This is a genomic window from Xanthomonas sp. WCS2018Noco2-27, assembly GCF_031843525.1.
In the GTDB taxonomy this organism is placed as follows: Bacteria; Pseudomonadota; Gammaproteobacteria; order Xanthomonadales; family Xanthomonadaceae; genus Xanthomonas.
The window spans coordinates 1-24917 of sequence record NZ_JAVTIK010000001.1; the positions used below are offsets into that span (position 1 = coordinate 1).

14 protein-coding genes, 2 other RNA genes and 2 pseudogenes are annotated in these 24917 nt (G+C 62.8%); 9 read left to right on the top strand and 9 right to left on the bottom strand.

Translation table 11 applies throughout. The features are described from left to right. On the bottom strand, positions 1 to 2250 hold a 2250-nt coding region (locus RQH86_RS00005), incomplete at its 3' end, for a methyl-accepting chemotaxis protein (protein ID WP_311260723.1). Positions 2251 to 2546: 296 nt separating this feature from the next. Between RQH86_RS00005 and RQH86_RS00010 the strand changes: the two genes are divergently transcribed. Then, positions 2547 to 2840 (top strand): hypothetical protein, encoded by a 294-nt coding sequence (locus RQH86_RS00010; RefSeq protein ID WP_055845404.1) that lies wholly within the window; start codon positions 2547 to 2549, stop codon positions 2838 to 2840. A gap of 186 nt (positions 2841 to 3026) precedes the next feature. Here the strand turns inward: RQH86_RS00010 and RQH86_RS00015 are convergent. Continuing rightward, positions 3027 to 3182: pseudogene (locus RQH86_RS00015) on the bottom strand (IS5/IS1182 family transposase); the annotation flags it as partial. A gap of 391 nt (positions 3183 to 3573) precedes the next feature. On the opposite strand from RQH86_RS00015, the gene RQH86_RS00020 reads away from it, so the two are divergent. Then, the gene (locus RQH86_RS00020; RefSeq protein WP_311239629.1) at positions 3574 to 5502 is read left to right on the top strand and encodes an alpha-L-fucosidase; all 1929 of its coding nucleotides are present in this window, start codon (positions 3574 to 3576) and stop codon (positions 5500 to 5502) included. A gap of 131 nt (positions 5503 to 5633) precedes the next feature. Next, positions 5634 to 5893: pseudogene (locus RQH86_RS00025) on the top strand (hypothetical protein). Positions 5894 to 6727: 834 nt separating this feature from the next. On the opposite strand, the gene RQH86_RS00030 reads toward RQH86_RS00025, so the two are convergent. Together RQH86_RS00030 and RQH86_RS00035 are read right to left on the bottom strand one after the other, a co-directional pair. Next, the gene (locus RQH86_RS00030; RefSeq protein ID WP_153066121.1) at positions 6728 to 7225 is read right to left on the bottom strand and encodes a hypothetical protein; all 498 of its coding nucleotides are present in this window, start codon (positions 7223 to 7225) and stop codon (positions 6728 to 6730) included. Positions 7226 to 7637: 412 nt separating this feature from the next. After that, a complete protein-coding gene (locus tag RQH86_RS00035; RefSeq protein ID WP_311239630.1) occupies positions 7638 to 8660 on the bottom strand; it encodes a hypothetical protein in 1023 nt (340 codons plus the stop codon). 1321 nt (positions 8661 to 9981) lie between these two features. Here RQH86_RS00035 and RQH86_RS00040 point away from each other — a divergent pair. Beyond that, positions 9982 to 10057: non-coding RNA, sX9 sRNA (locus RQH86_RS00040), on the top strand. Positions 10058 to 10061: 4 nt separating this feature from the next. Here RQH86_RS00040 and galA read toward each other — a convergent pair. From galA to RQH86_RS00065, 5 genes are all read right to left on the bottom strand, one after another. Then, positions 10062 to 12629: a beta-galactosidase GalA gene (gene galA, locus RQH86_RS00045; protein ID WP_311239631.1), complete on the bottom strand. Its 2568-nt coding sequence runs from the start codon at positions 12627 to 12629 to the stop codon at positions 10062 to 10064. After that, positions 12626 to 13828: an arabinogalactan endo-1,4-beta-galactosidase gene (locus RQH86_RS00050; protein WP_311239632.1), complete on the bottom strand. Its 1203-nt coding sequence runs from the start codon at positions 13826 to 13828 to the stop codon at positions 12626 to 12628. Before RQH86_RS00050 ends, galA begins: the two co-directional genes overlap by 4 nt. 312 nt (positions 13829 to 14140) lie before the next feature. Further along, a non-coding RNA gene (locus tag RQH86_RS00055) (sX9 sRNA) lies at positions 14141 to 14217 on the bottom strand. A gap of 61 nt (positions 14218 to 14278) precedes the next feature. Next, positions 14279 to 16972 carry a TonB-dependent receptor gene (locus tag RQH86_RS00060; protein ID WP_311239633.1) on the bottom strand — a complete coding sequence of 898 codons (2694 nt, stop codon included), beginning with the start codon at positions 16970 to 16972 and terminating at the stop codon, positions 14279 to 14281. Positions 16973 to 17340: 368 nt separating this feature from the next. Next, entirely contained in the window at positions 17341 to 18729 is a 1389-nt protein-coding gene (locus tag RQH86_RS00065; RefSeq protein ID WP_311239634.1) for a short-chain fatty acyl-CoA regulator family protein, read from the bottom strand. Positions 18730 to 18863: 134 nt separating this feature from the next. On the opposite strand from RQH86_RS00065, the gene RQH86_RS00070 reads away from it, so the two are divergent. From RQH86_RS00070 to mmsB, 5 genes are all read left to right on the top strand, one after another. Then, on the top strand, positions 18864 to 20369 hold the full coding sequence (locus RQH86_RS00070; protein ID WP_311239635.1) for a CoA-acylating methylmalonate-semialdehyde dehydrogenase: 1506 nt from the start codon (positions 18864 to 18866) through the stop codon (positions 20367 to 20369). 10 nt (positions 20370 to 20379) lie between these two features. Beyond that, positions 20380 to 21561: an acyl-CoA dehydrogenase family protein gene (locus RQH86_RS00075; protein WP_115512215.1), complete on the top strand. Its 1182-nt coding sequence runs from the start codon at positions 20380 to 20382 to the stop codon at positions 21559 to 21561. Next, a complete protein-coding gene (locus tag RQH86_RS00080; protein ID WP_311239636.1) occupies positions 21558 to 22355 on the top strand; it encodes an enoyl-CoA hydratase in 798 nt (265 codons plus the stop codon). The genes RQH86_RS00075 and RQH86_RS00080 overlap by 4 nt, the downstream gene beginning before the upstream one ends. Next, a complete protein-coding gene (locus RQH86_RS00085) occupies positions 22340 to 23533 on the top strand; it encodes an enoyl-CoA hydratase/isomerase family protein (RefSeq protein ID WP_311239637.1) in 1194 nt (397 codons plus the stop codon). Before RQH86_RS00080 ends, RQH86_RS00085 begins: the two co-directional genes overlap by 16 nt. A gap of 119 nt (positions 23534 to 23652) precedes the next feature. Beyond that, positions 23653 to 24555: a 3-hydroxyisobutyrate dehydrogenase gene (gene mmsB / locus RQH86_RS00090; RefSeq protein WP_311239656.1), complete on the top strand. Its 903-nt coding sequence runs from the start codon at positions 23653 to 23655 to the stop codon at positions 24553 to 24555. Positions 24556 to 24917: the final 362 nt, after the last annotated feature.

Below are 24917 nucleotides of genomic sequence, written 5' to 3' on the forward strand. Positions count from 1 at the left end.
ATCCGCACCATTGCTGGACGCGCTGGCGACCACCGCCGGTCTGGCTGGACGCTTGATCGATGTCGCGGCAACGCGTGGCTTCGCTGCGGCAACGCCGGCCGGCTTCTTGGGATGCAGCACGGTCGGTGCAGCTGCGCGCACACCTGACGGGCGTTCGGCTTCGATCTTGAAGATCGACACCGCCTGCCTGAGCTGCACGGCCTGCTCTTCCATCGAGCGAGCGGCGGCGGTGGCCTCTTCCACCAGCGCGGCATTCTGCTGGGTGGTTTCGTCCATCTGGGTGACGGTGAGGTTGACCTGTTCGATACCGGCCGACTGCTCCTGCGAGGCGGCGGAAATCTCGCCCATGATGTCGGTGACGCGCTGCACGCTGGCCACGATCTCGGCCATCGTGGTGCCGGCGCTGTGCACCAGTGCCGAGCCTTCGGCCACACGCTCGACCGAATCGTCGATCAGGCTCTTGATCTCCTTGGCCGCAGCGGTGGAGCGCTGGGCGAGGGTGCGCACTTCGCTGGCGACCACCGCAAAACCGCGGCCTTGTTCGCCGGCGCGTGCGGCTTCGACCGCTGCGTTGAGTGCCAGGATGTTGGTCTGGAAGGAGATGCCGTCGATGACGCTGATGATGTCGGCGATCTTCTTGGACGAGGCTTCGATGCCGGTCATGGTGCCCACGACCTTGCTGACGATGTCGCCGCCCTGCGAAGCGACGCTAGCAGCACCGATCGCCAGCTGATTGGCCTGGCGCGCATGTTCGGCGTTCTGGCGAACGGTGGAGGTGAGTTCCTCCATCGATGCGGCGGTTTCTTCCAGGTTGGCGGCCTGCTGCTCGGTACGTTGCGACAGATCCTGATTGCCGGCGGCAATTTCGCTGGCGGCCGAATTGATCGACACCGCCGAGTGCTGGATGCGCCCGACAATTTCGGCCAGCTGTGTGGCGGTGGCATTGGCGTCGTCGCGCATCTGTGCGAACACCCCCTTGAAGTCGCCGCTCATGCGTGCGGTCAGGTCGCCTGCGGCGATGGATTGCAGCAGCGACGACAGCGATTGCAGATTGCCATCGGCGGTAGCCATCAGCTGGTTGAGGCTGTCGACCATGATGTGGAAGTCGTACTGGAAGCGGTCGGCATCGCCGCGCGCGCTGAAATCGCCGTTGGCCGCCGACTGCGCCAGCTGCTTGATCTCGGTATTCATCGCCGACAGGTTGGCCTTGACCTCGTTCATGGTCTGGGTGAGCACGGCTTTTTCGCCGGGCAGCGCGTCCATGCTCTCGCTCAGGTCGCCAATGGCATAGCGGCCCATGATGCGCGCGAGCGTGGTCTGCACGGCCAGATGCGAGGCGACCAGGGTGTTGGTGTCCTGCGCCATGCGGCCGTAGTCGCCGGGGAATGCGTTGGCATCGATGCGGAAGCTGATCTGCCCATCGTTGTGGCGCTTGGCCATGTCGCCCTGTGCGCTGAGCAAGGCTTGCAGCTGTGTCTGCATGCCGCTCATGGCGCGCAGCAGGCGGCCGGTTTCGTCTTTTGCATCGGTCTGGACGTTGTTATCCAACTGACCGTTGGCGATGGCCTCGGCTGCCTTGGTCGCACGCGCGAGCGGCTGGGTCAGGCTGCGGGTGATGAGCCAGGCCAGCAGGCTGCTGATTGCCACAACAGCGATACCGCCCAGACTGATCAGCAGCTTGCCGCGTTTCATCGACGCAACCGCTTCGGTATAGGCCTGATGGCTCTGATCTTCCTGGCGGGTGACCAGCTCGCGGATCTTGTCCTGCCACGCCATGGTGGCCGGGCGTGCCTTCGCACTCAGCAGCGCCTGCGCCGGTGCATTGTCGTCTGCGGCCGCCAGTTTCATGACCTCGTCGTTGATCTTGGCCGAGATCGTGCGCCGCTCGTCCAGCACTGTACGAATCTTGCGGCCTTCCTCCGAGCTGGGCAGCGTGTCGAGCTTGGCGCGCAGGTCGCTGTAGCGCTGGCGTTGCTCCTTGATGGTCGCCAGCGCTTCGGCGTCGAGCTCGGGGCTGGTTGCCATAGAGTAGGTGCCCAGCGCGATCATGATCGTGGAGTTCGCGTCCAGCATGCCGTTGCCGATCTGGATCTTGGCCATGCGATCCAGAACGATAAAGTCCAATTGCTGCTTGGCGTTGGCCATGGTGACCAGGCCGATCGCCACGAGCAGGCTCGACAGCAAGATCAGGATTCCAAATGCAGCGCCTAGGCGGCGGCCGACGTTATAGCGTTGCAAGTAAGCAGTCATGTAGGTGGTCCTGGTGTCCATAAAGAAGGCACCGACCCGCGGGCGCGTGAAGTACGCGTGATGGCTCGGCAACGGGATAGCGACCAACCACCACAGAACTGAAATCCTGCGGCCGAGCTCGCGTTTAGCCGGTATTTCCCCCGCTGTCAGGGAAAAACCGACTGACAATGCGCTGGGTTTCTGGTGTTCATCGCCCAGGCCATTGCGCGGCCGGTGACCGATCAGGCGCACTGCACATTGCCGTTGACGTACAGGCGCTACGCTGCGGCACTCTCAATGCTCGCGGTACGCTTGGAATGGACACTCGTAACGAGGAATGGATGCGCGCAGTGACCGATGCGCTCAGCGACCTGCTGGCCGCGCGTGTTGCGCAGGCCACGCTGCTGGAAGCCATGCTGGTGTCGCATCCCGATCCGGCGGCCTTGCGGAAGGCCTGGGACGAACTGTCGTCTCAGCGGATCGCGATCGTTGCACAGAACAAGGCAGTCGCCTCGGTGGAACGGCCAATGGATGAGTACACGCTGGAACAATTCCAGGCCTGGGAAGAAAAGTTTCGTCGCTATTTTCCGCGCGATGTGGATAGGCAATAGATCCGCGGTCGAGCGTTCTCGCCTCCGTAGAAAACGCAAAGCAACAGACGGAGAGCGGTGTATGTCCGTGACGCCTGCTTAATTGCCCCGATGCAGAAAGCTCCGCACAACCTGCGGGATGCTTGAAGTTCAAATGCCACGGCCGAGATGACGCGCGTCGTGGGCTTGAGCTTGGCAAATGTCGCGAGATGGGGACTCGTGCAGCGTTTTATCCATTGCCGGATCGCTGGCGTCCAAATGCTGCAGCAGATCAATCCGCAGCATCTTCGTTAGTGCGTACGGCTGACGACCAGGGCGTCCTGGCATCGAAGGGGGATGCACAAGCAGCCCAAGCAACTGCTGTGACGCAACGTCTCTGTGGTCCGCGCACTTCAGTGCAGCCAAAATAGGGCGCCTGCGGTCAATCGTGATGACAAAAAATGGCAGATGTTGGCTCGCCCGGGTTGTCGTACGGTCTTTGTTGGGTGTCATCAGTTTGCCATTGTTGTCTCTGTTCACGCAGCTCGCTTCGCGTGCGGAAGATGAGTCGCCATGCAAGCGCCAACAGCGCAGCGTAGAAAGACAATCGGCCGTCAAACCACACTTCCGCGCAGCGTGCGTCGCACGCGATTCAAGGCCAGCCGCGCAGCGGCCTGTGCGCGGTGCCTTGCATCACCGCCTGTTGCTTCGGGGGTAGGACTCTTTCGCCTTTGGAAAAGCTAAGATCGAAACTTGTGCAAAGTCGGAGGTGCCAATGATCGATCGTCGTACTTTTCTTGCCACGGGTGTGGTGGCCGCTGCCGCCAGCTTCAGTTCCCCGGCGGCGCGGATCACACAGACGCCGCGCGCAAACGGGCCGGCACCGTGGGGTGCGCTGCCCAGCAAGCGACAGCTACGGTGGCATCGGTGGGAGCAATACGCCTTCGTGCATTTTGCGATGAATACTTTTACCGACAAGGAATGGGGCTACGGCGACGAGGATCCGCGCAAATTCGATCCCAGCGATTTTTCAGCCGATCAGATCGTCGCTGCTGCCAAGGCTGGCAATCTGAAAGGGCTCATTTTTACGGCCAAGCACCACGATGGGTTCTGTCTCTGGCCGACGCGTTTGACCGAGCATTGCATCCGGAACTCGCCGTACAAGAACGGCAAAGGCGACATCGTCGGTGAGATGGCCGCGGCGTGTCGACGCGCTGGCCTGGCGTTCGGCCTCTATCTCTCGCCCTGGGATCGCAACCACGCCGAGTATGGGCGGCCCGGCTATCTCGACTATTTCCGCAAGCAGATCGTCGAGCTATGCACGGGCTATGGCGACCTGTTCGAGTTCTGGTTCGATGGCGCCAATGGTGGCGACGGCTATTACGGTGGAGCGCGCGAAGCGCGCAAGATCGATGCGCCCGCTTACTACAACTGGCCACGCATGATCGAGCTGGTGCATCGGCACCAGCCGATGGCCTGCACCTTCGACCCGCTCGGCGCCGATATCCGGTGGGGCGGCAACGAGGATGGGGTCGCCGGCGATCCGTCCTGGCCCACCATGCCCAATGCGCCCTACACACAGGAAAACGGCAATTCCGGGGTGCGCGGAGGGGCACTGTGGTGGCCGGCCGAAACCAACACCTCGATCCGCCCGGGCTGGTTCTACCATGCCGATGAAGACGGCAAGGTGCGCAGCCCGGAGAATCTGGTGCGCTATTTCGACACCTCGGTGGCGCGCGGCACCAACATGAACCTCAATCTCCCGCCCGACCGACGCGGCCGCATCGCCGACCACGATGTGGCGGTGCTGCAGAGTTTCGGCGACGCAATCCGCGCCAGCTTCGCCATCGATCTGGCCAAGGGCGCCAAGGCCAGCGCCAGCGCGTCGCGTGGTGCCGGGTTCGAGCCGGCGCGCGTGCTTGATCGGCAGCCGGACAGCTACTGGTCCACACCGGATGACGTCACCACGCCGACGCTGACGCTGGACCTGTCGGCGGTGCACAGCTTCGATTTGATCCGGTTGCGCGAGTACCTGCCGCTGGGCGTGCGCGTCACCCGCTTTGCGGTCGAAGCCGAGGTCGATGGGCAATGGCAGCGGCTGGCCGAAGCGCAGTGCATCGGTGCACAGCGGATCGTGCGGCTGGAGCGCCCGGTTGCCGCGCGCCGGGTGCGCCTGGTCGTGCTTGAGGCGCCGGTGTGCCCGGCGATCAGCGAATTCGCGCTGTTCCGCGCCGTGGCGCCGGTGCCGGTGGCACGCCCCACGGCAAACGCGCCGGACGTGCTGTCCACCGCCGGTTGGCGCATCGTCGAGGCGAGCGCGCCAGGGGCGGACACGTTGCTGGACGACAATGCCAGCACGATCTGGATCACGCCCGCTCCCACGCCGGGCCATCCCGCGCAGGTGACCATGGACCTCGGCGCGCTGCATCAGGTGGCCGGTTTCAGCCTCACGCCCTCGCGCACGGTGATGAACGGTGCGGCGCCACCGAAGGGCTATCGCGCCGAAACCAGCGAAGATGGTCAACGCTGGCAGCCGGCCGGCGCCGGCGAGCTATCCAATATCGCCTACGCGCTCTCGACCCAGCGCCTGAATTTCCCCGAGGTCCGCCAGATCCGCTACCTACGGCTGTCGTTCGCTGAAACGGCGGTGCCCGCAGAGCGGCTGGCGATCGCGGGTATCGGTGCGTTTTCGCGCTTGCGCTAAGCGCTTGCCTCCCTCGCGGCCAAGCGCTGCGAGGGAGTGCATCGCTGGAGCGAGGCAGTTTCACAGGCGTGAGAATGCGCGAGCGGCGGTGAAGCTGTGCCTCCCGGACGACGCGCGATGGTGCGTGGCGCATTACGCAGGCAACCTGGTGGGTATGGAACAGAAACAGCATGAGCGGATGCAGGCCGCGACCGAAGCGCCTGGCGATCTGCTGGACGCGCGCGTGGCCACGACCGTTGTTCGAAGTGATGCCGGTGTCGCATCCGGATCCGGTCATGCGCCGCAAAGCGTGGGACGAGCTGTCGTCGCAACGCATCGCTTACGTGGCCAAGCAAAAAACGGTGGCCGACGATCCACGTCCCATGGAGGGGTACATCACACGCTTGCGTAGTTCCTGGCATGGGATGAGACGCTCAATCGTTGTTTCCCCCGGTGTCTGGACATGGGCGATAAGCAAGATTGAATCGCCTGACCTGAGCACGGTGTGCAACTGGTACAGGACGTCGGTTGCGGGTCTCATTCGAGCTGGCATCGTCGCAAGGCACCGATTGTCATTCACTGTCGGTGGCTGGGATGCATGCGCCAGGCTTTCAGCGGCAATGCCATTGTGTACCGTCGTTGCTAGCTGGATCAGACTCGGCGGAATAGAGCAGTGTTTGTCAGTGGTATCGAGCGCCGCATCGCGACCAATAGCAATCAACACAGTACTGACGAGCTGAGTGTTGCCCGAAGATAGCCTGGCGGGTTAGCCAACTCGCATCGCCGGCAGGTGCAGGCTTCCCAAATCAGCCCGGAAGCGGTAGTGCCTTCATTTCGATAACGAAGACCATCTTGATGGCTGCACGCTGGAGCGATTTCAGGGGGGGATATGGATTTCTCCGCTATTTTTAGCGCGATCCTGATGCGTCAATAGTGGGCAGCTGGGGGGCTACACCATCTTCGCGAGATCGCAGACATCATTGCATGACACATCTGCGTGCATCCTGCATGACCATCGCAATGATTCTGCGGCAAGATGCCAACGACGCATTTGCTGTGCAATCATTCGCCATCCTCGGCGCTGCAGTCAGTCAGTGGTTAAATTGCTCCGTCACCAGCTCGGCGCGAAGCATTGGCGTTTGCCTTCTGCCACGCTTCCTATGACGTCCGTGCCTGCTCAACAGAGCAGACACGGACGCGACCGTTACTTTGAGTGAACGAGCTGATTGCTGCTCAATATTTTCTGTCAGGTCGGGATGTATTCGCAACTTTTGTAGCGAAATTCAGGGAGGTAGCCATCCTTGTCGTACGGAGCGCCGTTATATTCGCAGCGAAAGTTAGCGCCACCCATCCAGGTCTTCTTATAGCCAGCTTCGCAACTGCCATTCTGGAACCATCCGGTATTGACATGTGTGACATGGGTGCGGCCCCACCGTTCGCCGACCAAGATCGCTGGAGCGTATGCCGAGTGCGCTTTCGGAGGGCAGGAGTTCTCTTCAGCCTTTTCATTGCATTCTGTCCAGCTATTACTGAAGTTCCCCGAAAGGGATAATCCGGGAATCTTGAGCGGCAGTTCCCAGCTTCCGCCCATGTCGAAGCTTTGGTCTCGGCATGCGCCGCGCGTTGTGGACTCCGTGGAGGTCGGGCAATGTGCTTCGTCCCCGTAGCATACCGAAAGGGTTCCGTGATCTTCGTAGAAAGACTTTTGATTTTTTCCTAGCCATCCTCCGAAGGTGGTGAACATGTGTTTGTCCGGTGGTGATGCCGCCTGGGTGGTTCCCACCAAAGTCAATGCCAATAGAACGGGGACTAGGTACTTACTTATTTTTTTGATCATGATCATCTCTGTGCGGTTGTTTAAATTTTTAGGGGGGGTATTTCTGTTGTGGCTTGGCCCAATGCGGGTTAAATTTCGCTGGATATCAATAATCTGCAGGTGCGCAATAGGTGATGGGTGTTTTTTATTTTTTTATATGTGGGTTTTTTCAAGCGTTACGTGCATTGCTGCTCTATCAATTGATCCGGTTGGTCCGGATCAATGTGCTTTAAAAAAACGGCGGGTAATTTCTTGGTGTTTAAGATTATTTATTGCATGGCCCGCAGCACAGCTGGCTAGGTCATGCATGTGCGTGCTGGTTGGAGTTGGACGAGTGCTCTCAGCTGTGACCCTGCAGCAAAGATTCCAGCATTTTCCGTTCTTGAGGCGACGCAGAGGGGCGTGCTACTGCGGTCAGCAGGGTCGACTTTAGTGGAGGAGTGAGTTCAACCTCTCCACTTGCGATCGCATTGAGCGTCTGTCTCACCAGCGGTTCGGTTGCACCGCCTCTCAGGTAGTCGACCGCAGCATCTGCTGCGGCATCGGGGGCGGAGAGTCGGTAAACCTTCTGGGCCGCCAATGCCTTCACCACATCGTCGCCGTTTCCAGTGGCAACCGAATTCAGCTGGGAAATCGCGTTTCTTCTGAGGGACATCGCATCCTTGGATGTGTCTTCTTCGATCGTGCCAATAAAGTTCAACGCAGCGACCGATGTAGGTACGTCGCTGGCGTGGCTATTGAGAGTGGACATCGCTTCGGACAGCGTTTCCCTGGAAGCTGTGCCAGGAAAGTTTGAATACGTTTTGTACATCGCAGTGTAGAGGCTGGAGTCCTTGCTTTTCCAGATGCGACTCGCCTCGTCTACCATCATTTTTCTGCCGGACTCGCTGCGAACAATCATGTTTTGAATAATTTCGCGATTGGCAGCGTCTTTTGCGGGTATTTTTGCATAATAATCAGCCACCGCCTTGCGTGCTTCCGGGCTGGAATCGATTGTGTTGAGTAAGCGGGCCATGAAGATTTTTTGTTGCGCCTGGGACATGGCATGACCTTGATCCCAACGATCAAAAAAATCCTGTAAGCGGTGCTGGACTTCGCTCGGGCCAAAGGGCTTTTCGCTGTCAGCATCTATGAAATCGCTGAATTCGCTCCCGCTCATCTTTGCATGCTCCGTCTGCGGAGCGTGGCGACCTCCGGCAGGGTTGAGCGTCTGGGGTACGCGGCTTGCGTCAACGTTGTTGTCGCTGCTTGATTGAACTCCAAGATAAGCCAATGAGCACACTCCAATGACTGCCACGAGTCCTCCGATGACGAATGGCGCGGCCGGCTTTCCCGGATGGGTATATCTAATGTTGTCAGTCATTGATTTTTCTCGGGCGTATAATTAGCTGGATATTCAGTAAATTTGAAATTGACGGGGCATAACATTGCGGTATGCGTGAATGCCAGTTGCTCTGGCTAATGGGGTATGCATTTGCCGGCGCGGGGTCTGTGACTAGGTCTTTTTTTGTTTCTAAGTCGTGATCTCAGCAGTGCGGTTTCGAGACTTTATCTAATTCGGATGGGTCTTTATGACTTCCCGAATCAGGTTCGAACTATTGCTGCTTTCGATAAACGTACATGTTCAAGTAGCGTTATCTATGTCAGTTATTGCCACGAATCGTCAGTTGCTGCGATAAAGTTGGTTACTATCTTTGGGTAATTTACTTCAAGCGAAAAGCATGGGATTCACAGGTGTTGAAAGGTGTTCGTTAATCTCAAAAGATAACCAAATCTTTGCATTGAAAAATAATGCAAAATTGCGAAGCTGGTTTTATTTAAACGATGCAGTAGCTGATGGTTGATGCAAGTTTTCTCTCTGCCATGATGAAAATGGATGGGTTTTGTATGGCTGTGGAATAGCGGCGGATGATCCGGCGTTGATAGGGCGGCGCGTCAAGCAAGTTGCAGCAGTCAAGAAAATAAATTTTTCTCGTCTTGCTTTCGGCCAAGCTAGGCCACCTCTCTGCCCGGCCTCTCTCCGTAACGTCAGTGCCACCGTACGCCGGGAGACAGACGCAATGACGACTGGATCGCCGCGTTCTCGAATGACCAGGTGACTTGGCTGGTTTGGCGGCGTTACGCGCGAGCTGGCCAACGCCATGTGCGCTGACGTCCAGAACGCGAAACGTGGCCTTGGGCGAACTCAGCACGAGAAACCCGGCGGTCGTCTGCTCGATTGGTTGTCAGAGCGAAGAGACGAGCAAGAACGGCCTGATACCGCTTTGCGGCGGGGCTGTCTCTCGGCAGGTATGTCCGTCAGCGGTATTGCTTCGAGACTGGCCGTCGGGCATGGGCTGCTGCCAGCATGGAGCGATGACCGGTGGTGTCCCTGGAGAGGATTGCAGGCGACTCAGGCAGAAAGTTTCATGCGCGGTGGTCAGGCGCGGTTTCTGGATGTCGGGCGAGCGAATTTCCGTGCGGCACGGAAGTCCATTCGGTTTGCAGGAGAGCCATACATAAGCCGTGCAACGCTGTACTGCAGTGCCCTATCGTTTCCGTGGCGAGCTAGCTCTCCAGTGCCCGCTCCGATTCGAGGCGCGGGCCTGTGCAGCGGCGAACTGCACTTGATGGCCGGGGTTTAGAGCAGCTAATAACAGGACTATGCTCACCGCCAGGCGGGCGCGGCCGGTGCTCGGTGCGGCATGTACCACGCGTACACTCCGGTTCCTCCGCGCCGTCCACGCCCACCTGACGACTGCTCGCGACGTTTTGGTAGCCGCGCTTAGCCCACCGACGGCCGTAAGGGCGATTTGGCAGCCTGCAGGCGCAGCGTAGCCGGGCGCAATCCGGGCGTGCTGGCCTGCAGCACGATATCGCCGCTGCTTCGGGTGGTCTGCAACAGCGCAGCACACAGTCCGTTGAAGGCCTTGCGCTGCGGCGCCTTGTCGTCTTCGTGACTGCTGGGGTCGCCGTTGCCGACGCCGATCAGACGCGCAGGGCCGCGCAGCGCGAAGTGCACCTGGTTGTCGGCGTTGGGTACCAAGCGGCCTTGCGCATCGACGATCTCCACTTTCACTACTGACACATCTTCTGCATCGGCACGTAGTGCGTTGCGGTCGCAACTCAGTCGGATCGCGGCTGGCTTACCAACGGTCTCATGGCGTTCGCTGAGCACCAATGCGCCCCCACGATAGCCGCGCGCTTCGATGACGCCGGGGGCGTATTTCACCCGCCATTCGACATGGCCGTAGGCCGGCACCTGCTGCAAGCCCTGGCTGACGCCGTTGACCAGCAACTCCACCGCGTCGAGATTGCTATGGCACCAGACGGCGAGGTGGCCGTTGTCTTCGGGTTGCAGCAGACCGTCCCAGTTCCAGTGCGGGAACAGATGCAGCACCGGTTCGCTGGTCCATTGCGCGCGGTAGTACCAGTAGTTGTCCTTGGGGAAGCCGCAGCTATCGAGTACGCCGAATTGCGAGGCCACATTGGGCCAACGGTTGTACGGGGTTGGTTCGCCGCGGTAGTCGAAGCCGGTCCAGATGAAACCGCCGGCGATATAGGGGCGTTGGGCGACGTAGCTCCACCACGCTTCGGCGGTGCTCGCCCACCAGGGGTGGTCTAGATCGTAGGCGCGGGTATAGCCGCGTGCGTCGTCGCGTTGGTAATTGCCGCGCACCGACACGGTGCTGCCGGTTTCGCTGCCGTAGATGGGAATGTCGGGGTATTGCGCGTGGAAGCTGTCCATCTGGCTGGTGCGGTAATTGAAGCCGACCACGTCCACCACCTGGCCAACGCCGTCGCCGAAGCCTTTATCCATCGCAAAGGTGGTGGGGCGGGTGGGATCGAGCTGACGTACGCGTTGTTGCATGCGCGACACGATGCGCGCACCGCGCTCGGTGACCTGCTGCGGTTCTTCGTTGCCGAGCGACCACAGGATCACGCTGGGATGATTGCGCCCGCGCCGCACCATCGTCTCCAGTTCGCCCATCGCTTCGGGATCGGTGGACATACGGCGGGTTTCTTCGATCACGAACATGCCGAGCCGGTCGCACAGGGCGAGCAATTCGGGGGTGGCCGGATTGTGCGAGCTGCGATAGGCATTGCAGCCCATCGATTTGAGCTGGCGCAGGCGCCACTCGTGCAGGGCGTCCGGGATGGCGGTGCCGACGCCGGCATGGTCCTGATGGTTGTTGGTGCCATGCAGCTTGAGTGGCGCGCCGTTCAACAAAAAACCGCGCTGCGCGTCGAAGGCGATGCTGCGCACGCCGAAGGCGGTGACCACGGCGTCGGTGGCCTTGCCGTCGCTGTGCACGCTGGTGGTCAGGGTGTACAGCTGTGGGGTGTCGATCGACCACAAGGCCGCCTGACCCAGCGGGAGGGTGTGTTCGAGCTGTTGCACCTGGCCTGGCGCCACCGTGATGGAAGCACTCACCGCCTGCGCAACCACGCGTCCATCCGGCGCGGTGATGCGGGCCTGCACGCTGCATTGGCGCGGGGCGGTGCCGTCGTTGCGCACTTCGGCAGAGACCTGCGCAGTGGCGCTGTCGCCCTGCAGGGTGCTGCGCACGAACACGCCGTGCTGCGGCAGATGCAAGGGGTCGGTCTTCTGCAGCCACAGATGGCGATAGATGCCGGCGCCTTCGTAAAACCAGCCTTCGCCCAGCGTGGCATCCACGCGGACGGTAATCAGGTTGGACTTGCCGTAGTCCAGCACTTCGCTCAGGTCGACCTCGAAGCCGCAATAGCCGCTGGCATTGCGCCCGACGATGTGACCATTGCAGAACACCACGCAATCGCGGAACACGCCGTCGAACACCAGGCAGATGCGCTTGCCTAGATCGCTGGCTGGAATCTGCAGCGTCCGCCGATACCAGCCCACGCTGTTTTCGGGAAAGCTCGTTCCCAACGCCTTATAGCCGTGTGCGGCCGCCGGGTCTTCCTCGGTCATCGAAGCGGAGATCGGCTCCGGGCGAAAGGGCAGGGTCACGGCCCAATCGTGCGGCAGATCTACCTGTTGCCAGCTGCTGTCGTCGAAGCTCAGTTGCGCAGCGGTGGCGGTGTCCTTGCCGGCCTTGGCGAAGGTGCGCTGGAAGGTGCCGAATTCGAAATCGCGCGACGGGTCGCTGGCATGGCCCAGATGAAAGCGCCAGCCGAAGTCGAACAGCAGCCGCTCGCGTGGCGCCAGCGTTGCGTCACCTAATGGGCCAGCCGGTGGTGTGTTTTTGGCAGTCGCCGATGCGGCGCCGGCAATGCCTGGCACCAGGGCGGCACCCGCGCCGACAGGAAGTGCGGCGCTCACACTGCTTGCAAGCATGCCGCGCAGCAACTCGCGACGATTGATGCCGGTCATGGCTGTGTCCTCGTGCTGGCGCCTGCTGGGTGTGACGATGCAGGCGTATGCGCTGCGGGCGTGTACGAGGGCGGCGCGCCGGTGTATGGATGGTGCATGAAATCGATCGCCGGCAGCACGTCATTGCCATGCTTGAAATCGAAGAAGCTGGCGTTTTCCCACGACGAGCCGGTACCCCAGCGCGTCTTGCAGCTGCTGCTGGTCCATGCCGGTTCCCAGTACACGACGCCGGCACCGCCGGTATCGATCACCAGCTGGGTGAGGTCGATCATGTACTTGGACTGGCCTTGCGGCGTGGCCGGGTAGCCGGCAATCAGCGAGTCTTCGCCGAGCAGGTTCTGCGAAGTGTCGCCGGACTCCAAGGTCCACGGGTAGGCGGTTTCCACCACCACCACGTCGGCATCAAAGCGGCCACGCAAGCGCTGGATGGTCTTGCCCAACTGTGCCATCGACTGGGTGGACCACTTGCGGTAGTAGCTGATGCCGATCAGGTCGAAGTCGGTGACGCCGGCCTTGGTGGCGGCGGCGAACCACGGCTCCACATTCTCCGGCTGGGCGATATGCAGCATCACCCGCGGTTTGATCGTGGAGCGCGCGCTCATGTCGCGCACTGCCTTGATGCCGGCGTTGAACAGCTTGGCGTTGCGCTGCCAGTCGATGGGGCGCTTCTTGTCCCAGGGCTGGCTGTCCATCAGGTCGGAATTGCTTTCGTTGCCCACCTGCACCAGCTCCGGCATCAACCCGGCGCGGTCGAGTGCACTGAGCGTGTCGTAGGTGAAGCCGTAGAGCGTGCGTGCCAGTTCATCGGTATCGGTGATGCTGGCCCAGGCCTTGGGAATCAGCTGTTTTTCGCCGTCGGCCCAATCGTCGGAATAGTGCAGGTCCAGCAGCACCTGCATGCCTTGTGCACGTGCGCGCGCAATGGTCTTTTTGATGTCGGTCAGGTCGCTGTACTTGGTCCAGCGTGCATCGTTCCACAGCCGCACACGCACCAGATTGGCGCCATGCGCATGGAACAGTTCGAACGGATCGGTGACCACACCGTTCTCGCGATATTGCACACCGCATTCCTCCATCTCGTTGACGTATGACAGGTCCGCGCCGAGATACAACGTGGCGGGAGGCTGGGCGGCGTGTGCGGAAACGGATAATGCCAACGCCAGCAGCGTCGGCGTCCAGAAGCGGCGTGTAGAGCGCATGTAATTCCTCGACAAATCAACCATGGAGCGGCCAACAGCATGCTGCATGTGGCCATCGTGCAGCGCAGGCGGTGTGCGGAATCGCAACCAGAGTCGCAGTGCGTTCCCGCGTATCGACGTCACTCGCCTGCTGCCCGGCGCAGCAGGCGCCGGATGTGTCTGTGGGGTGGCGATCGAACACGACGGTGCAGGCGCCAGGCGCATAGCGGTCTGCACGGAACCGGCAGCTACAACGCGTATCTGCCGGTTCCTGCGTTCCGTCCATGCAGTGCCGGCGACTGCGCGTCATGCGTTCGCCACCATGCTTGGAGCGGCTAAAAAAACGTAGCGGGCAGTCGTCAGGTGGGTATGGACGGCGCGCTCAGAAGCGGAGTGTACGAGTGGTACATGCCGCATCGAGCGCCGGCCGCGCCCACCTGGCGGTGAGCACAGTAGGTTTGTTCGCTGCTCTTAGAAGCGGTACGTCGCCTCCAGCTGGTAGCGACGGCCGAACAGCTGGTAGCCGCCATCGTCCTGATTGGCCAGACGGTTGGGCTTGTTGTCGGTGTAGGCGCGCAGCGGCTCGTTGGTGAGGTTGCCGGCCTGGAAGCGGAAGCCCAGCTGCTTGCTGTACTGCCAGTTCAAGCTCAGATCCACGGTGCCTTCGCTCTGCAGGCGTGCCAGACGCGCGGCATTCCAGCCGTACACCACCGTGTAGGGGCTGTGGTACTTGTAGCCCACGCGCGCTTCGAAAGTTCCGTTGCTGTACCACAGGTCGAAGGTGCCGGTCTTGCGTGCCAGTCCGCTCAGCGGCAGCGGGTTGTTTTCCGGCGAGAATTCCTTGAGGTTGGAATCCACCAACGAATAGTTGGAATAGACGCCGAAGTTTTCCATGTGCGGAATAAAGAAGAACGGCGTCTGGAAGGTGAGTTCCACACCATTGATGTAGCCGCCGCCGCCATTGAACGGCGCGCTGACCAGGTAATCCAGGCCGTTGATCACTTCGCGGTCGGTGCGGTAGCCGATGCTGGAATCCACTTCCTTGCGATACACCGCCAATGCCGCCAGCGCTTCCTTGTGGAAGTACCACTCGTACGACACATCGACCTGGGTCGCCTTGAACGGGTCCAGCTGCGGGTTGCCGCCGCTGCCGGTCAGCTGGCCGACGGTCACGGTGGGGTCGTCCAGGCGACGGCCGGTGCGCAGCTCGTCCAGCGGCGGGCGTGCGATGACCTTGGCCACTGCAAAGCGCAGGATGCGTTGATCGTCGATCAGGAAGTTGAGCGTCGCGCTGGGCAGCATGTCGGTGTACTCCTTGCTGTCGCTGCTGGCCTGCACGGTGCCGCCGACCGAATCGAAGCCGTCGCTGGTGGTCTTGGTGTTGACCAGGCGCACGCCGATATTGCCGGTGACATCGGTGCCGAACAGCTGCGAGCTGAAGACCGCCTTGGCGAAGGCTTCGCGCACGTCTTCCTTGACGTTCCAGTGGTCGAGCATCTGCTCATTGAGCGCGGCCGGATCGAAGCCGCCAAAGCCAATGCGTGCGATCTCGGCCATGTTGCCGCCGGTGAGCGTGGGCACATTCAAGTCCGGCATGGTGACCGGGTAGATCAAGCCCTGATATGCCGAAATCGGCTGGTCGTAGCCGGACTGGTTGCCGATGAAATTCCGGTTCTGCTTTTCGCGGCGTGCGGCGCGTGCGCCGAATTCCAGCGAGGTGAACGGGCCTGCGTCTACCGCACGGCTGGCATTGAGCGCCAGCGCGGCGATCTTGTCGCGCAGTGCCTGCGGTTGAGTCTGCCCGGCGATGCCGTATTCGGGCGTGTCCGAGCTGGTGCTGATGGTGGGCGTGACGCTGCGGCGGAAATCGAACGACACCGTGTCCGGGTTACTGCCGAATCGCACTGCCTGCCAAACGTTGTCGCGCTTGGCCTGCGAGAACGACAGATCGCTGCCCAAGGTCCACACATCGCCGTTCCACTTGGCGTTCAAACCACCGGCGGTGAGCGTCTTGACCTCGTTGTAGTGGCTGACCACATGGTCGACCTGCAGGTTGGAATTGGCCAAGGTGCCGGCCACCACATCGCCATCGACGATGGTGTAGGACGAGCCCGGCGTGGTGTATGGGTTGGTCGCGCCGGAAAAGGTGCTGAAGGCCAGGCCGTTGAACCAGTTCTGCAATTGGTCTTCGTCGATCTCGATGCGCGAATACAGACCGTCGAACTTCAGCTCGAAATTGCCCGAGCGCCACTGCACGGTGCCCATCGCGCCGGTGCGGGTCTGCTCGATCAGCTTGAGCTGGTCGGCCGCGCCGAACGGGGTGGGATCGACGGTGCCATCGCCATCGACGTCGCGCGAGGTGGTGGCATCGGTATAGCCCCAGCTGCCGATCGACGAGCTGGCGTTCTTCTGCTTCTGATAGGTGGCGCCGAAGGCCACCGCCAGATTGTCGTTGAACTTGTGCACCCAGCTGGCGCCGAAGCGGCTGCCCCACGGGGTGTAGCCGTCCACGTCCTTGGCGTGGTCGTAGAACACCGGCCCTGCGGTGCCGACAAAGCCGGGGCCGGTGTAGTCCAGCGGGCTGATGGTGGAGATGTCCACGGTCGCCGCCAGGCCGCCGGCGACCAGGTCGGCCGACTGGGTCTTGTAGACCTTGACGGTGGAGACGATCTCGGTGGGAAACACTTCCCAGCGCACTGCGCGATTGGGTTCGGACGAGGCGATCTCGCGCCCGTTGACGGTGCCCATGGTCATGCGCGGGCCCAGGCCGCGCACGGTGGCCAGGCTCTCGTTGCCGCGGTCGCGGGTGCCGTTGACGCCGGGCAGGCGCACCAGCGCTTCGGCCACGGTGACGTTGGGCATCTGGCCCATGTTGTCTGCGGAGATCACTTCCATGACGTGATCGGACATCTGCTTGGCCTGCACGGCCTGATTCAGGCTGGCGCGCTGGCCGATCACGGTGATGTTGTCCAGCGTCACCGGTGCCTGCGCGTTGGCGGCGCTGCTGCTGGTGGCGTTGGCCGGCGGCGCGGCGGGCGCGGTGTCCTGTGCCTGCGCACTGAACGCGGTGGTCAGCACGAAAGCGATGGTGGTGCAGAGGACGTCGCGGACCGGCGTGCGGCGCAGGCGCCGGCTGGCCGAGTGACCGGTGTGGTGAACAGGCATCGGTTGATCCCTCCCAGGACTAAGTGACCGAATAAGGTGATGGCGGCTGGTGCGGCCCGCCGGCGCCGATGTAGGTCTGGCGCGATCGAGCGGACATGGCGTGGTGCGGTGGTGCGGTTGCGGTAAGTGCGTTGCTGCGGCGCTGTCACGATCGACAATCGACAATCGCGCTGGCGTCCCCCTGTCCTGCATGTGTCCGCTTCAGGGTAGAAGCGCGAGTCATTCCATTCCAATGAAGCATTTTGCGTGAGCTATCTCGGCTTGGAATGCTGCAGTGCAGCGCTAGCGTTTGCTTCGTCACAGTCTGGCGTGGGTGCGTGCCGGGCGATCAAACGTTGCCCAGGTCGCAATTGAGAGGCGTGGTCTCGCTAGCGCGTGCTGACCGGCAACCGGGGCAGGGCGGGGAATGCGCGCTGCACGCAGTCGCTGCGCTCGCAGGTCAGGCAGCCCGGCCCGATCGGCACGGCATCGTCCACCGCGCCCAGATCCCAGCCGCGCGCATAGACCAGCTGGTCGGCATGACGCAGGTCGCAGCCCATCGCCAGCGCAAAGGTCTTGCGCGGGCGGCCGTAGCCGGGAGCGCCGCTGCTGACCTGGCGGGCCAGCCAGAAATAGCGGCGGCCATCGGGCATGCGCGCGATCTGGGTCAGGATGCGGTCGGGCTGGTTGAACGCCTCGTACACGATCCATAGCGGGCAGGCGCCGCCCACGTGCGAAAAGTGGAAGTCGGTGGACGAGTGGCGTTTGGAGACATTGCCGGCGCGATCCACCCGCATGAAGAAAATCGGTAACCCGGCTGAGCCGCGTCGCTGCAAGGTACTCAAACGATGGCAGACCGCCTCGAAGCCCACCCCGAAGCGGTCCGCAAGCCATTCGATGTCGTAGCGCGAGCGCTGCGCGCTGTGCAGGAAATCGCTGTACGGCATCACCAGCGCGCCGGCGAAGTAATTCGACAGCCCGATCCGCGACAGCGCGATGCGCTCGGCATCTTCGAACCCGGCATCGGCGATGCGCGCGTCCAGCAACGGTGCGCATTCCAGCAAGGCCAGGTGCGCGGCCATCTGGAACGCCTGCTGGCCGGGCCGCAGATGGGCGGGCAGCCACAACACGCGCGCCTGCGCATCCACGCTGCGTTTGTCGCTGTGCAGATCGGGCGCCTCCTGCACCAGCAGGCCGTGACGATCGGCCAGGCGCTGGCGTAGCCGCAGCGGCAGGTTTTCCGGGGTCAGGCCGAGTTCGGCATACAACGCCTCGGCGCGCTCATCCAGTTCGGGCAGGTAGTTGTGCGCGCGGTTGAAGTAATCGCGCACCTGCTCGCCCGGCGACAGCGACGGCATCGCCGCATGCTCAATACCGATCTGCATTTGCAGCGCGGCATTGCGCTCCAGCAGATGCTGATGGGCGCGGTGCAGATCCAGCAGCGCCTGCGCCACCTGCGGCAGGTTGCCGGTGAGCGCGCGCAGCTCGGCCGGCGACAGCGTGTGGCCCAGGCTGCGCAGCGATTCGTCCAGCGGGTCGGCCAGGGCGGCTGGGTCGTCCAGATCCAGCAGGCCGTCCAGATCGCCCAGCGTGGCCTTGAGGCGTTGCTGGATCGCCAGCGTCAGCGGGCGCTGGTTGCGCTCGATCTGGTTGAGATAGCTCGGCGATAACGCCAGCCGGCGCGCCAGCTCGGCCTGGGTCAGGCCGTGGCGCTGCCGCAGCCGCTGCAGGCGCAGGCCGAGCTGATGGCGGAGGACGGGCGGCGAGGACTGGGGCATTCGCAAGATTCGCAAAATTGTGCGGCCAGCTTAGCGCGATTAAGCAGATGTGGGCTGGGAATGGCAGGTTGGGCTGCGAACAATGCGAAGTACTGGGCCAGCCGGCCCGATGTCTTCTGCGAGCGAACCCTGTGATGAGCGAATCCGTCCCCCGCGTGTCCCTGTTGATCGATGGCGAAATGCTGGTCTCCGCCAGCGACCAGTGGCAGGACGTGGTCAACCCGGCCGACCAGTCGGTGCTGGCCCAGGTGCCGTTCGCCACCACGGCCGAAGTCGACGCTGCAGTGGCTGCCGCCAGCCGTGCCTTCGTCAGCTGGCGCAAGACGCCTATCGGCACCCGTGCGCGCGTCTTCCTCAAGTACCAGCAGCTGATCCGCGAGCACATGCCCGAGCTGGCCGCGCTGCTCAGCGCCGAGCAGGGCAAGACCCTGGCCGATGCCGAAGGCGATGTGTTCCGCGGGCTGGAAGTGGTGGAGCACGCCGCGGCGATCGGCAATCTGCAGTTGGGCGAGCTGGCCAACAACGTCGCCAACGGCGTGGACACCTACAGCCTGCTGCAACCGCTAGGCGTGTGCGCGGGTATTACGCCGTTCAACTTCCCGGCAATGATTCCGTTGTGGATGTTTCCGATGGCGATTGCCACTGGCAACACCTTCGTGCTCAAGCCGTCCGAGCAGGACCCGATGGTCACCATGCGGCTGGTCGAACTTGCCCTGGAAGCGGGCATTCCCAAGGGTGTGCTCAACGTGGTGCACGGCGGCGAAGACGTGGTCAACGCACTGTGCGATCACCCGGACATCAAGGCGCTGTCATTCGTCGGCTCCACCAAGGTGGGTACGCACGTGTATCGCCGCGCATCGCTGGCCGGCAAGCGCGTGCAATGCATGATGGGCGCCAAGAATCACGCCGTGGTGCTGCCGGACGCCAATCAGGAACAGACCCTCAATGCGATGGTCGGTGCCGCATTCGGTGCGGCCGGCCAGCGCTGCATGGCTGCCTCCACGCTGGTGTTGGTGGGCGACGCGCGGCAGTGGATTCCCGCCCTGGTCGCCAAGGCCAAGACCTTGAAACTGGGTGCAGGCAACGCCCAGGGCACCGACGTCGGTCCGCTGATTTCCTGTGCGGCGCGCGAACGTGTGGAGAGCCTAATCGCCTCCGGCGTGGAGCAGGGCGCCACGCTGGAATTGGATGGTCGCAGCCCCACCGTGCCGGGGTTCGAACACGGCAACTTCGTCGGCCCGACGATCTTTTCCGGCGTCACGCCGGGCATGCGCATCTACGACGAAGAAATCTTCGGGCCGGTGCTGGTGATCCTGGGCGCAGACACGCTGGACGATGCGATCGCACTGGTCAACGCCAATCCCAACGGTAACGGCACCGCGTTGTTCACCCAGTCCGGCGCCGCCGCGCGGCGTTTTCAGGAAGACATCGACGTGGGCCAGGTCGGCATCAACGTGCCGATCCCGGTGCCGGTACCGCTGTTTTCGTTCACCGGCTCGCGCGCCTCCAAGCTCGGCGACCTGGGCCCGTACGGCAAGCAGGTGGTGATGTTCTACACCCAGACCAAGACCGTTACCGCGCGCTGGTTCGACGACCAGACGCTGGGCCATGGCGTCAACACCACCATCTCTCTCAAGTGACCCCAACGCCATGAATGCAGCCATCCAGCTACACGCCAACGCGGCCGATCTGAACGACGAGCAGGAAGCGTTCCGCGCCGCCGCGCGCGACTTCGCCGACAAGGAACTCGCACCGTATGCCGCGCAGTGGGACGCAGAAAGCCACTTCCCGCGCGAGGCGATTGCCAAGGCCGCCGAACTAGGTTTCTGCGGCCTGTACACCGACGAAGGCGTGGGCGGCCTGGGCATGCGTCGGCTCGATGCGGCGGTGGTGTTCGAAGAATTGGCGACCGTCGATCCGTCCACCTCGGCTTTCATCAGCATCCACAACATGGCGACATGGTTGATTGCCAGCTACGGCAACGACGGCGTGCGTGCGCAATGGGGCGAGGCGATGACCAGCGGCGCCAAGCTGGGCTCGTATTGTCTGACCGAGCCGGGTGCCGGCTCGGATGCGGCATCGTTGAAAACCCGCGCCCAGCGCGATGGCGATAGCTACGTGCTCAACGGCAGCAAGGCCTTTATTTCGGGCGCCGGCGCCACCGATGTGCTGGTGGTGATGGCACGCACCGGCGACGATGGCGCGCGCGGCATCAGCGCCTTTGCGGTGCCGGCCGACGCGCCCGGCATCAGCTACGGCCGCAAGGAAGAAAAGATGGGCTGGAACAGCCAGCCCACGCGCGGGGTGACATTCACCGATGTGCGCATCCCGGCCGGCAATCTGCTCGGTAAGGAAGGCGAGGGCTTCAAGATGGCGATGAAAGCGCTGGATGGCGGCCGCATCAATATCGCCGCCTGCTCGCTGGGTGCCGCGCAGGGCGCCCTGGATGCCGCACGTCGCTACATGGGCGAGCGCCGCCAGTTCGGCAAAAAATTGGCCGATTTCCAGGCGCTGCAATTCAAGCTGGCCGATATGGCGACCCAGCTGGTGGCCGCGCGGCAGATGGTGCACACCGCCGCCCGCAAGCTCGATGCCGGCAGCCACGACGCCACCGTGTGGTGCGCAATGGCCAAACGCTTTGCAACCGATGCCGGGTTTGCCATCTGCGACGACGCACTGCAGATCCACGGCGGTTACGGCTATATCCGCGAGTATCCGATCGAACGTCTGCTGCGCGATAGCCGCGTGCATCGCATCCTGGAGGGCACCAACGAAGTGATGCGCATGATCATTGCGCGGCATCTGCTCAACGGCGAGGAGGAACTGCGATGAGCGCGTGGGAAGGACGTGTGCATACCGGCTTGCAGGTCGAGCGCGATGGGCATGTCGCCATCGTCACCTTGAGCAACCCGCCGGCCAATACCTGGACCGTGCAGAGCCTGGCCGCCTTGCGCGACCTGGTGCATGCATTGGACACCGACCGCAGCGTGTATGCGCTGGTGATCACCGGCGAAGGCGAAAAGTTCTTCAACGCCGGCGCCGACCTCAAGCAGTTTGCCGACGGCGACAAGGCCGCTGCACGCGAGGCCGCGCGTCGTTTCGGCGAAGCGTTCGAGGCATTGAGCGCTTTCCGTGGCGTGTCGATCGCCGCGATCAATGGCTATGCCATGGGCGGCGGTCTGGAATGCGCGTTGGCCTGCGACCTGCGCATTGCCGAGCAGCAGGCGCATCTGGCGCTGCCGGAAGCCAGCGTCGGGTTGTTGCCGTGCGCGGGCGGCACGCAGAACCTGCCGCGCCTGGTCGGCGAAGGCTGGGCCAAACGCATGATCTTGCTGGGCGAGCGTATCGATGCCGCCACCGCACACCGTATCGGTCTGGTCGAAGAGGTGGTCGGCAAGGGCGAGTCGCGCGCGCTGGCAATTGCGTGGGCGCAGCGTGCCGGCAAGCAGAGTCCGGTGAGCGTGGCCGCCTGCAAGCGGCTGGTGCAAGCCACCCGCCATGGCACGCACGCCGCAGCCTTGGTTGCCGAGCGCGAAGCCTTCGTCGATCTGTTCGAGCAGGCCGACCAGGCCGAAGGGGTTGCCGCATTTGTGGAAAAGCGCGCGCCGCAGTGGAGCAACCGCTGATGACGGACGTCAGCGCAACCGACGAGGCGCCGGTGCTGTTCGAGCAGCGCGATTGTGCCGACGGACATCGCATCGGCATTGCAACCTTGAATGCGCCCAAGACGCTCAATGGCCTGTCACTGCAGATGACCCGGCTGCTGGATGCGCAGCTAAGTGCATGGGCCGACGATACGCAGATTGCCTGCGTAGTGCTGCGTGGTGCCGGCGATAAAGCCTTGTGCGCTGGCGGCGATCTGCATGGGCTGTACCAGAGCATGCGCGCACATCGCGATGCGGTACCCGACGCGGCCCAGCGCCGTGCAAGGCCGCAAGACAATCCGCATGCCGCCGCATTTTTCGAAGAAGAATATCGGCTGGATTACCGCATCCATACCTATGCCAAGCCGCTGCTGTGCTGGGGCCATGGCATCGTGATGGGGGGCGGAATCGGCCTGATGTCCGGCGCCAGCCATCGCGTGGTCACCGAGCGTTCGCGCCTGGCGATGCCCGAGATCAGCGTCGGCTTGTTTCCCGATGTGGGCGGCAGCTGGTTGCTGCGTCGCGTGCCGCACGGCGCTGGTGTGTTTCTCGCCTTGACCGGCGCACCGCTCAATGCCAGCGATGCCATCTACGCCGGTCTGGCCGATGTGCGGTTGGAGCACGCGCAATACAGCGCCGTGCTTGATGCCTTGAGCGCGCACGTATGGACCGGCGATGCCGGCAACGATCGTGAGCAACTCGGTGCGTTTTTGCATGGAATCGCGCAGCCGCTGGAACCGGGCCCGCTGCAGCTGCATGCGGCCTTGATCGAGCAACTGGTGTCCGGCGACACGCTGGAGCAGGTGGTCGAGGCGATCGAGGCCCTGCAAAGCGAGGACAGCTGGCTGCAAGCCGCGCGCACGACCCTGGCCGCTGGCGCGCCCGGCTCGGCACGGCTGGCATGGGAGCTGCAACGTCATCCCGGCACTGCGACGCTGGCCGATACCTTCCGCACCGAATATGTGGCGGTACTGCACGCCGCCGCCCACGGCGATTTTGCCGAAGGCATCCGTGCGTTGCTGATCGACAAGGATCGCCAGCCGCAGTGGCAGCCGGCATCGCTGAGCAACGCCAATACGCAATGGGCGGCTGACTTTTTCAACGCGCCATGGCCGGCAGCGCAACATCCGTTGGCAGATCTCGGCGCGCATCAGGCATGACAGCCGCGTGCTCCGCAGGTCTGGCGCAACCATGCAAGCACCGCGCACCTTGCGTGCGTAACGCTGTTTGCGGCATTGCGCGCTGAGCGCCTCCCGACCCTTTTGATACCTGCTCCACTCTGGAGATCGACACGATGAGCAAGATCGCTTTTATCGGCCTGGGCAACATGGGCGGCCCGATGGCCGCCAACCTGATCAAGGCCGGGCACCAGCTACGCGTTTTCGATCTGGTGCAGGGCGCACTGGATGCGGCATCGGCCGCCGGCGCGCACGCAGCAACCTCGGCGCACGACACCCTGGCTGATGCCGAGATCGTCATCTCGATGCTGCCGGCCAGCCGACATGTGGAAGGGCTGTATCTGGGCGATGACGGCATCCTGACGCAGATTCCCGACGGCGCGCTGGTGATCGACTGCAGCACCATTGCGCCGGTGTCCGCACGCAAGGTGGCCGATGCCGCGCGCGCGCGCGGGCTGGCGATGCTGGACGCGCCGGTGTCCGGTGGCACCGCGGGTGCCGCCGCCGGCACGCTGACCTTTATCGTCGGTGGTGACGCCAATGTGCTGGAACGCGCGCGTCCGGTGCTGGAAGCCATGGGCAAGAACATTTTCCATGTCGGCGACAACGGCGCCGGCCAGGTCGCCAAGTTATGCAACAACATGGCGCTGGGCGTGATCATGGCTGCCACCGGTGAAGCGCTGGCACTCGGCGTCGCGCAGGGATTGGACCCGGCGGTGCTGTCGCAAATGATGGCGGTCAGCACCGGACGTAGCTGGGCCACCGAAGTCTGCAATCCATGGCCCGGCGTGCTGCCAAATGCACCGGCCTCCCGCGGCTACAGCGGCGGCTTCGGCAACGATCTGATGCTCAAGGACCTGGGCCTGGTGGCCGAATCTGCGGTGCAGGCCGGCGTGTCGATCCCGCTGGGCGCACTGGCACGCAACCTCTACGCGATGAACAGCATGGCCGGCAATGGAGCGCTGGATTTTTCGAGTGTGGTCAAGCTGGTGGCCAAGGTTTGAGAGCCGCTAACAAAGCGTCTACGTCCACCGTCAAGTAGGCGTAGCCGGAGTGGCAGTTGGCATCCGTCTGGAGAGTTGATCGAACTGGGGGCGTCGGCTGTAGAGCGGATGATCTGCGGCTTGGCTGCGAGGCCCTTGCCCGCCCACCATCACGGGACACGCCGCAAGTACGTCCGTGTGGGACCTTACGCGGCATCCATGCCGCGTAAGGTCCCGCGACGCTGGGCGGGCAAGGACCAGTCGGCAGGGTCGGTACGCATGATTGCAAGCAGGGCAAGCAGGGCAAGCAATGCATGCATGGCAAGCAGTGCATGCAGTGCGGCCGTCTGATGAGGTGCGGTCTGGTCGGCTTCTTTCAATCT

Coding starts and splice junctions, on each gene's coding strand:
- RQH86_RS00030 (WP_153066121.1), bottom strand. CDS start 7,225: ATGTTCACCACCTTCGGAGGATGGCTAGGAAAAAATCAAAAGTCTTTC.
- RQH86_RS00065 (WP_311239634.1), bottom strand. CDS start 18,729: ATGCCCCAGTCCTCGCCGCCCGTCCTCCGCCATCAGCTCGGCCTGCGC.
- RQH86_RS00050 (WP_311239632.1), bottom strand. CDS start 13,828: ATGCGCTCTACACGCCGCTTCTGGACGCCGACGCTGCTGGCGTTGGCA.
- RQH86_RS00035 (WP_311239630.1), bottom strand. CDS start 8,660: ATGACTGACAACATTAGATATACCCATCCGGGAAAGCCGGCCGCGCCA.
- galA (WP_311239631.1), bottom strand. CDS start 12,629: ATGACCGGCATCAATCGTCGCGAGTTGCTGCGCGGCATGCTTGCAAGC.
- RQH86_RS00075 (WP_115512215.1), top strand. CDS start 20,380: ATGAATGCAGCCATCCAGCTACACGCCAACGCGGCCGATCTGAACGAC.
- RQH86_RS00080 (WP_311239636.1), top strand. CDS start 21,558: ATGAGCGCGTGGGAAGGACGTGTGCATACCGGCTTGCAGGTCGAGCGC.
- RQH86_RS00060 (WP_311239633.1), bottom strand. CDS start 16,972: ATGCCTGTTCACCACACCGGTCACTCGGCCAGCCGGCGCCTGCGCCGC.
- RQH86_RS00070 (WP_311239635.1), top strand. CDS start 18,864: ATGAGCGAATCCGTCCCCCGCGTGTCCCTGTTGATCGATGGCGAAATG.
- RQH86_RS00010 (WP_055845404.1), top strand. CDS start 2,547: ATGGACACTCGTAACGAGGAATGGATGCGCGCAGTGACCGATGCGCTC.
- RQH86_RS00020 (WP_311239629.1), top strand. CDS start 3,574: ATGATCGATCGTCGTACTTTTCTTGCCACGGGTGTGGTGGCCGCTGCC.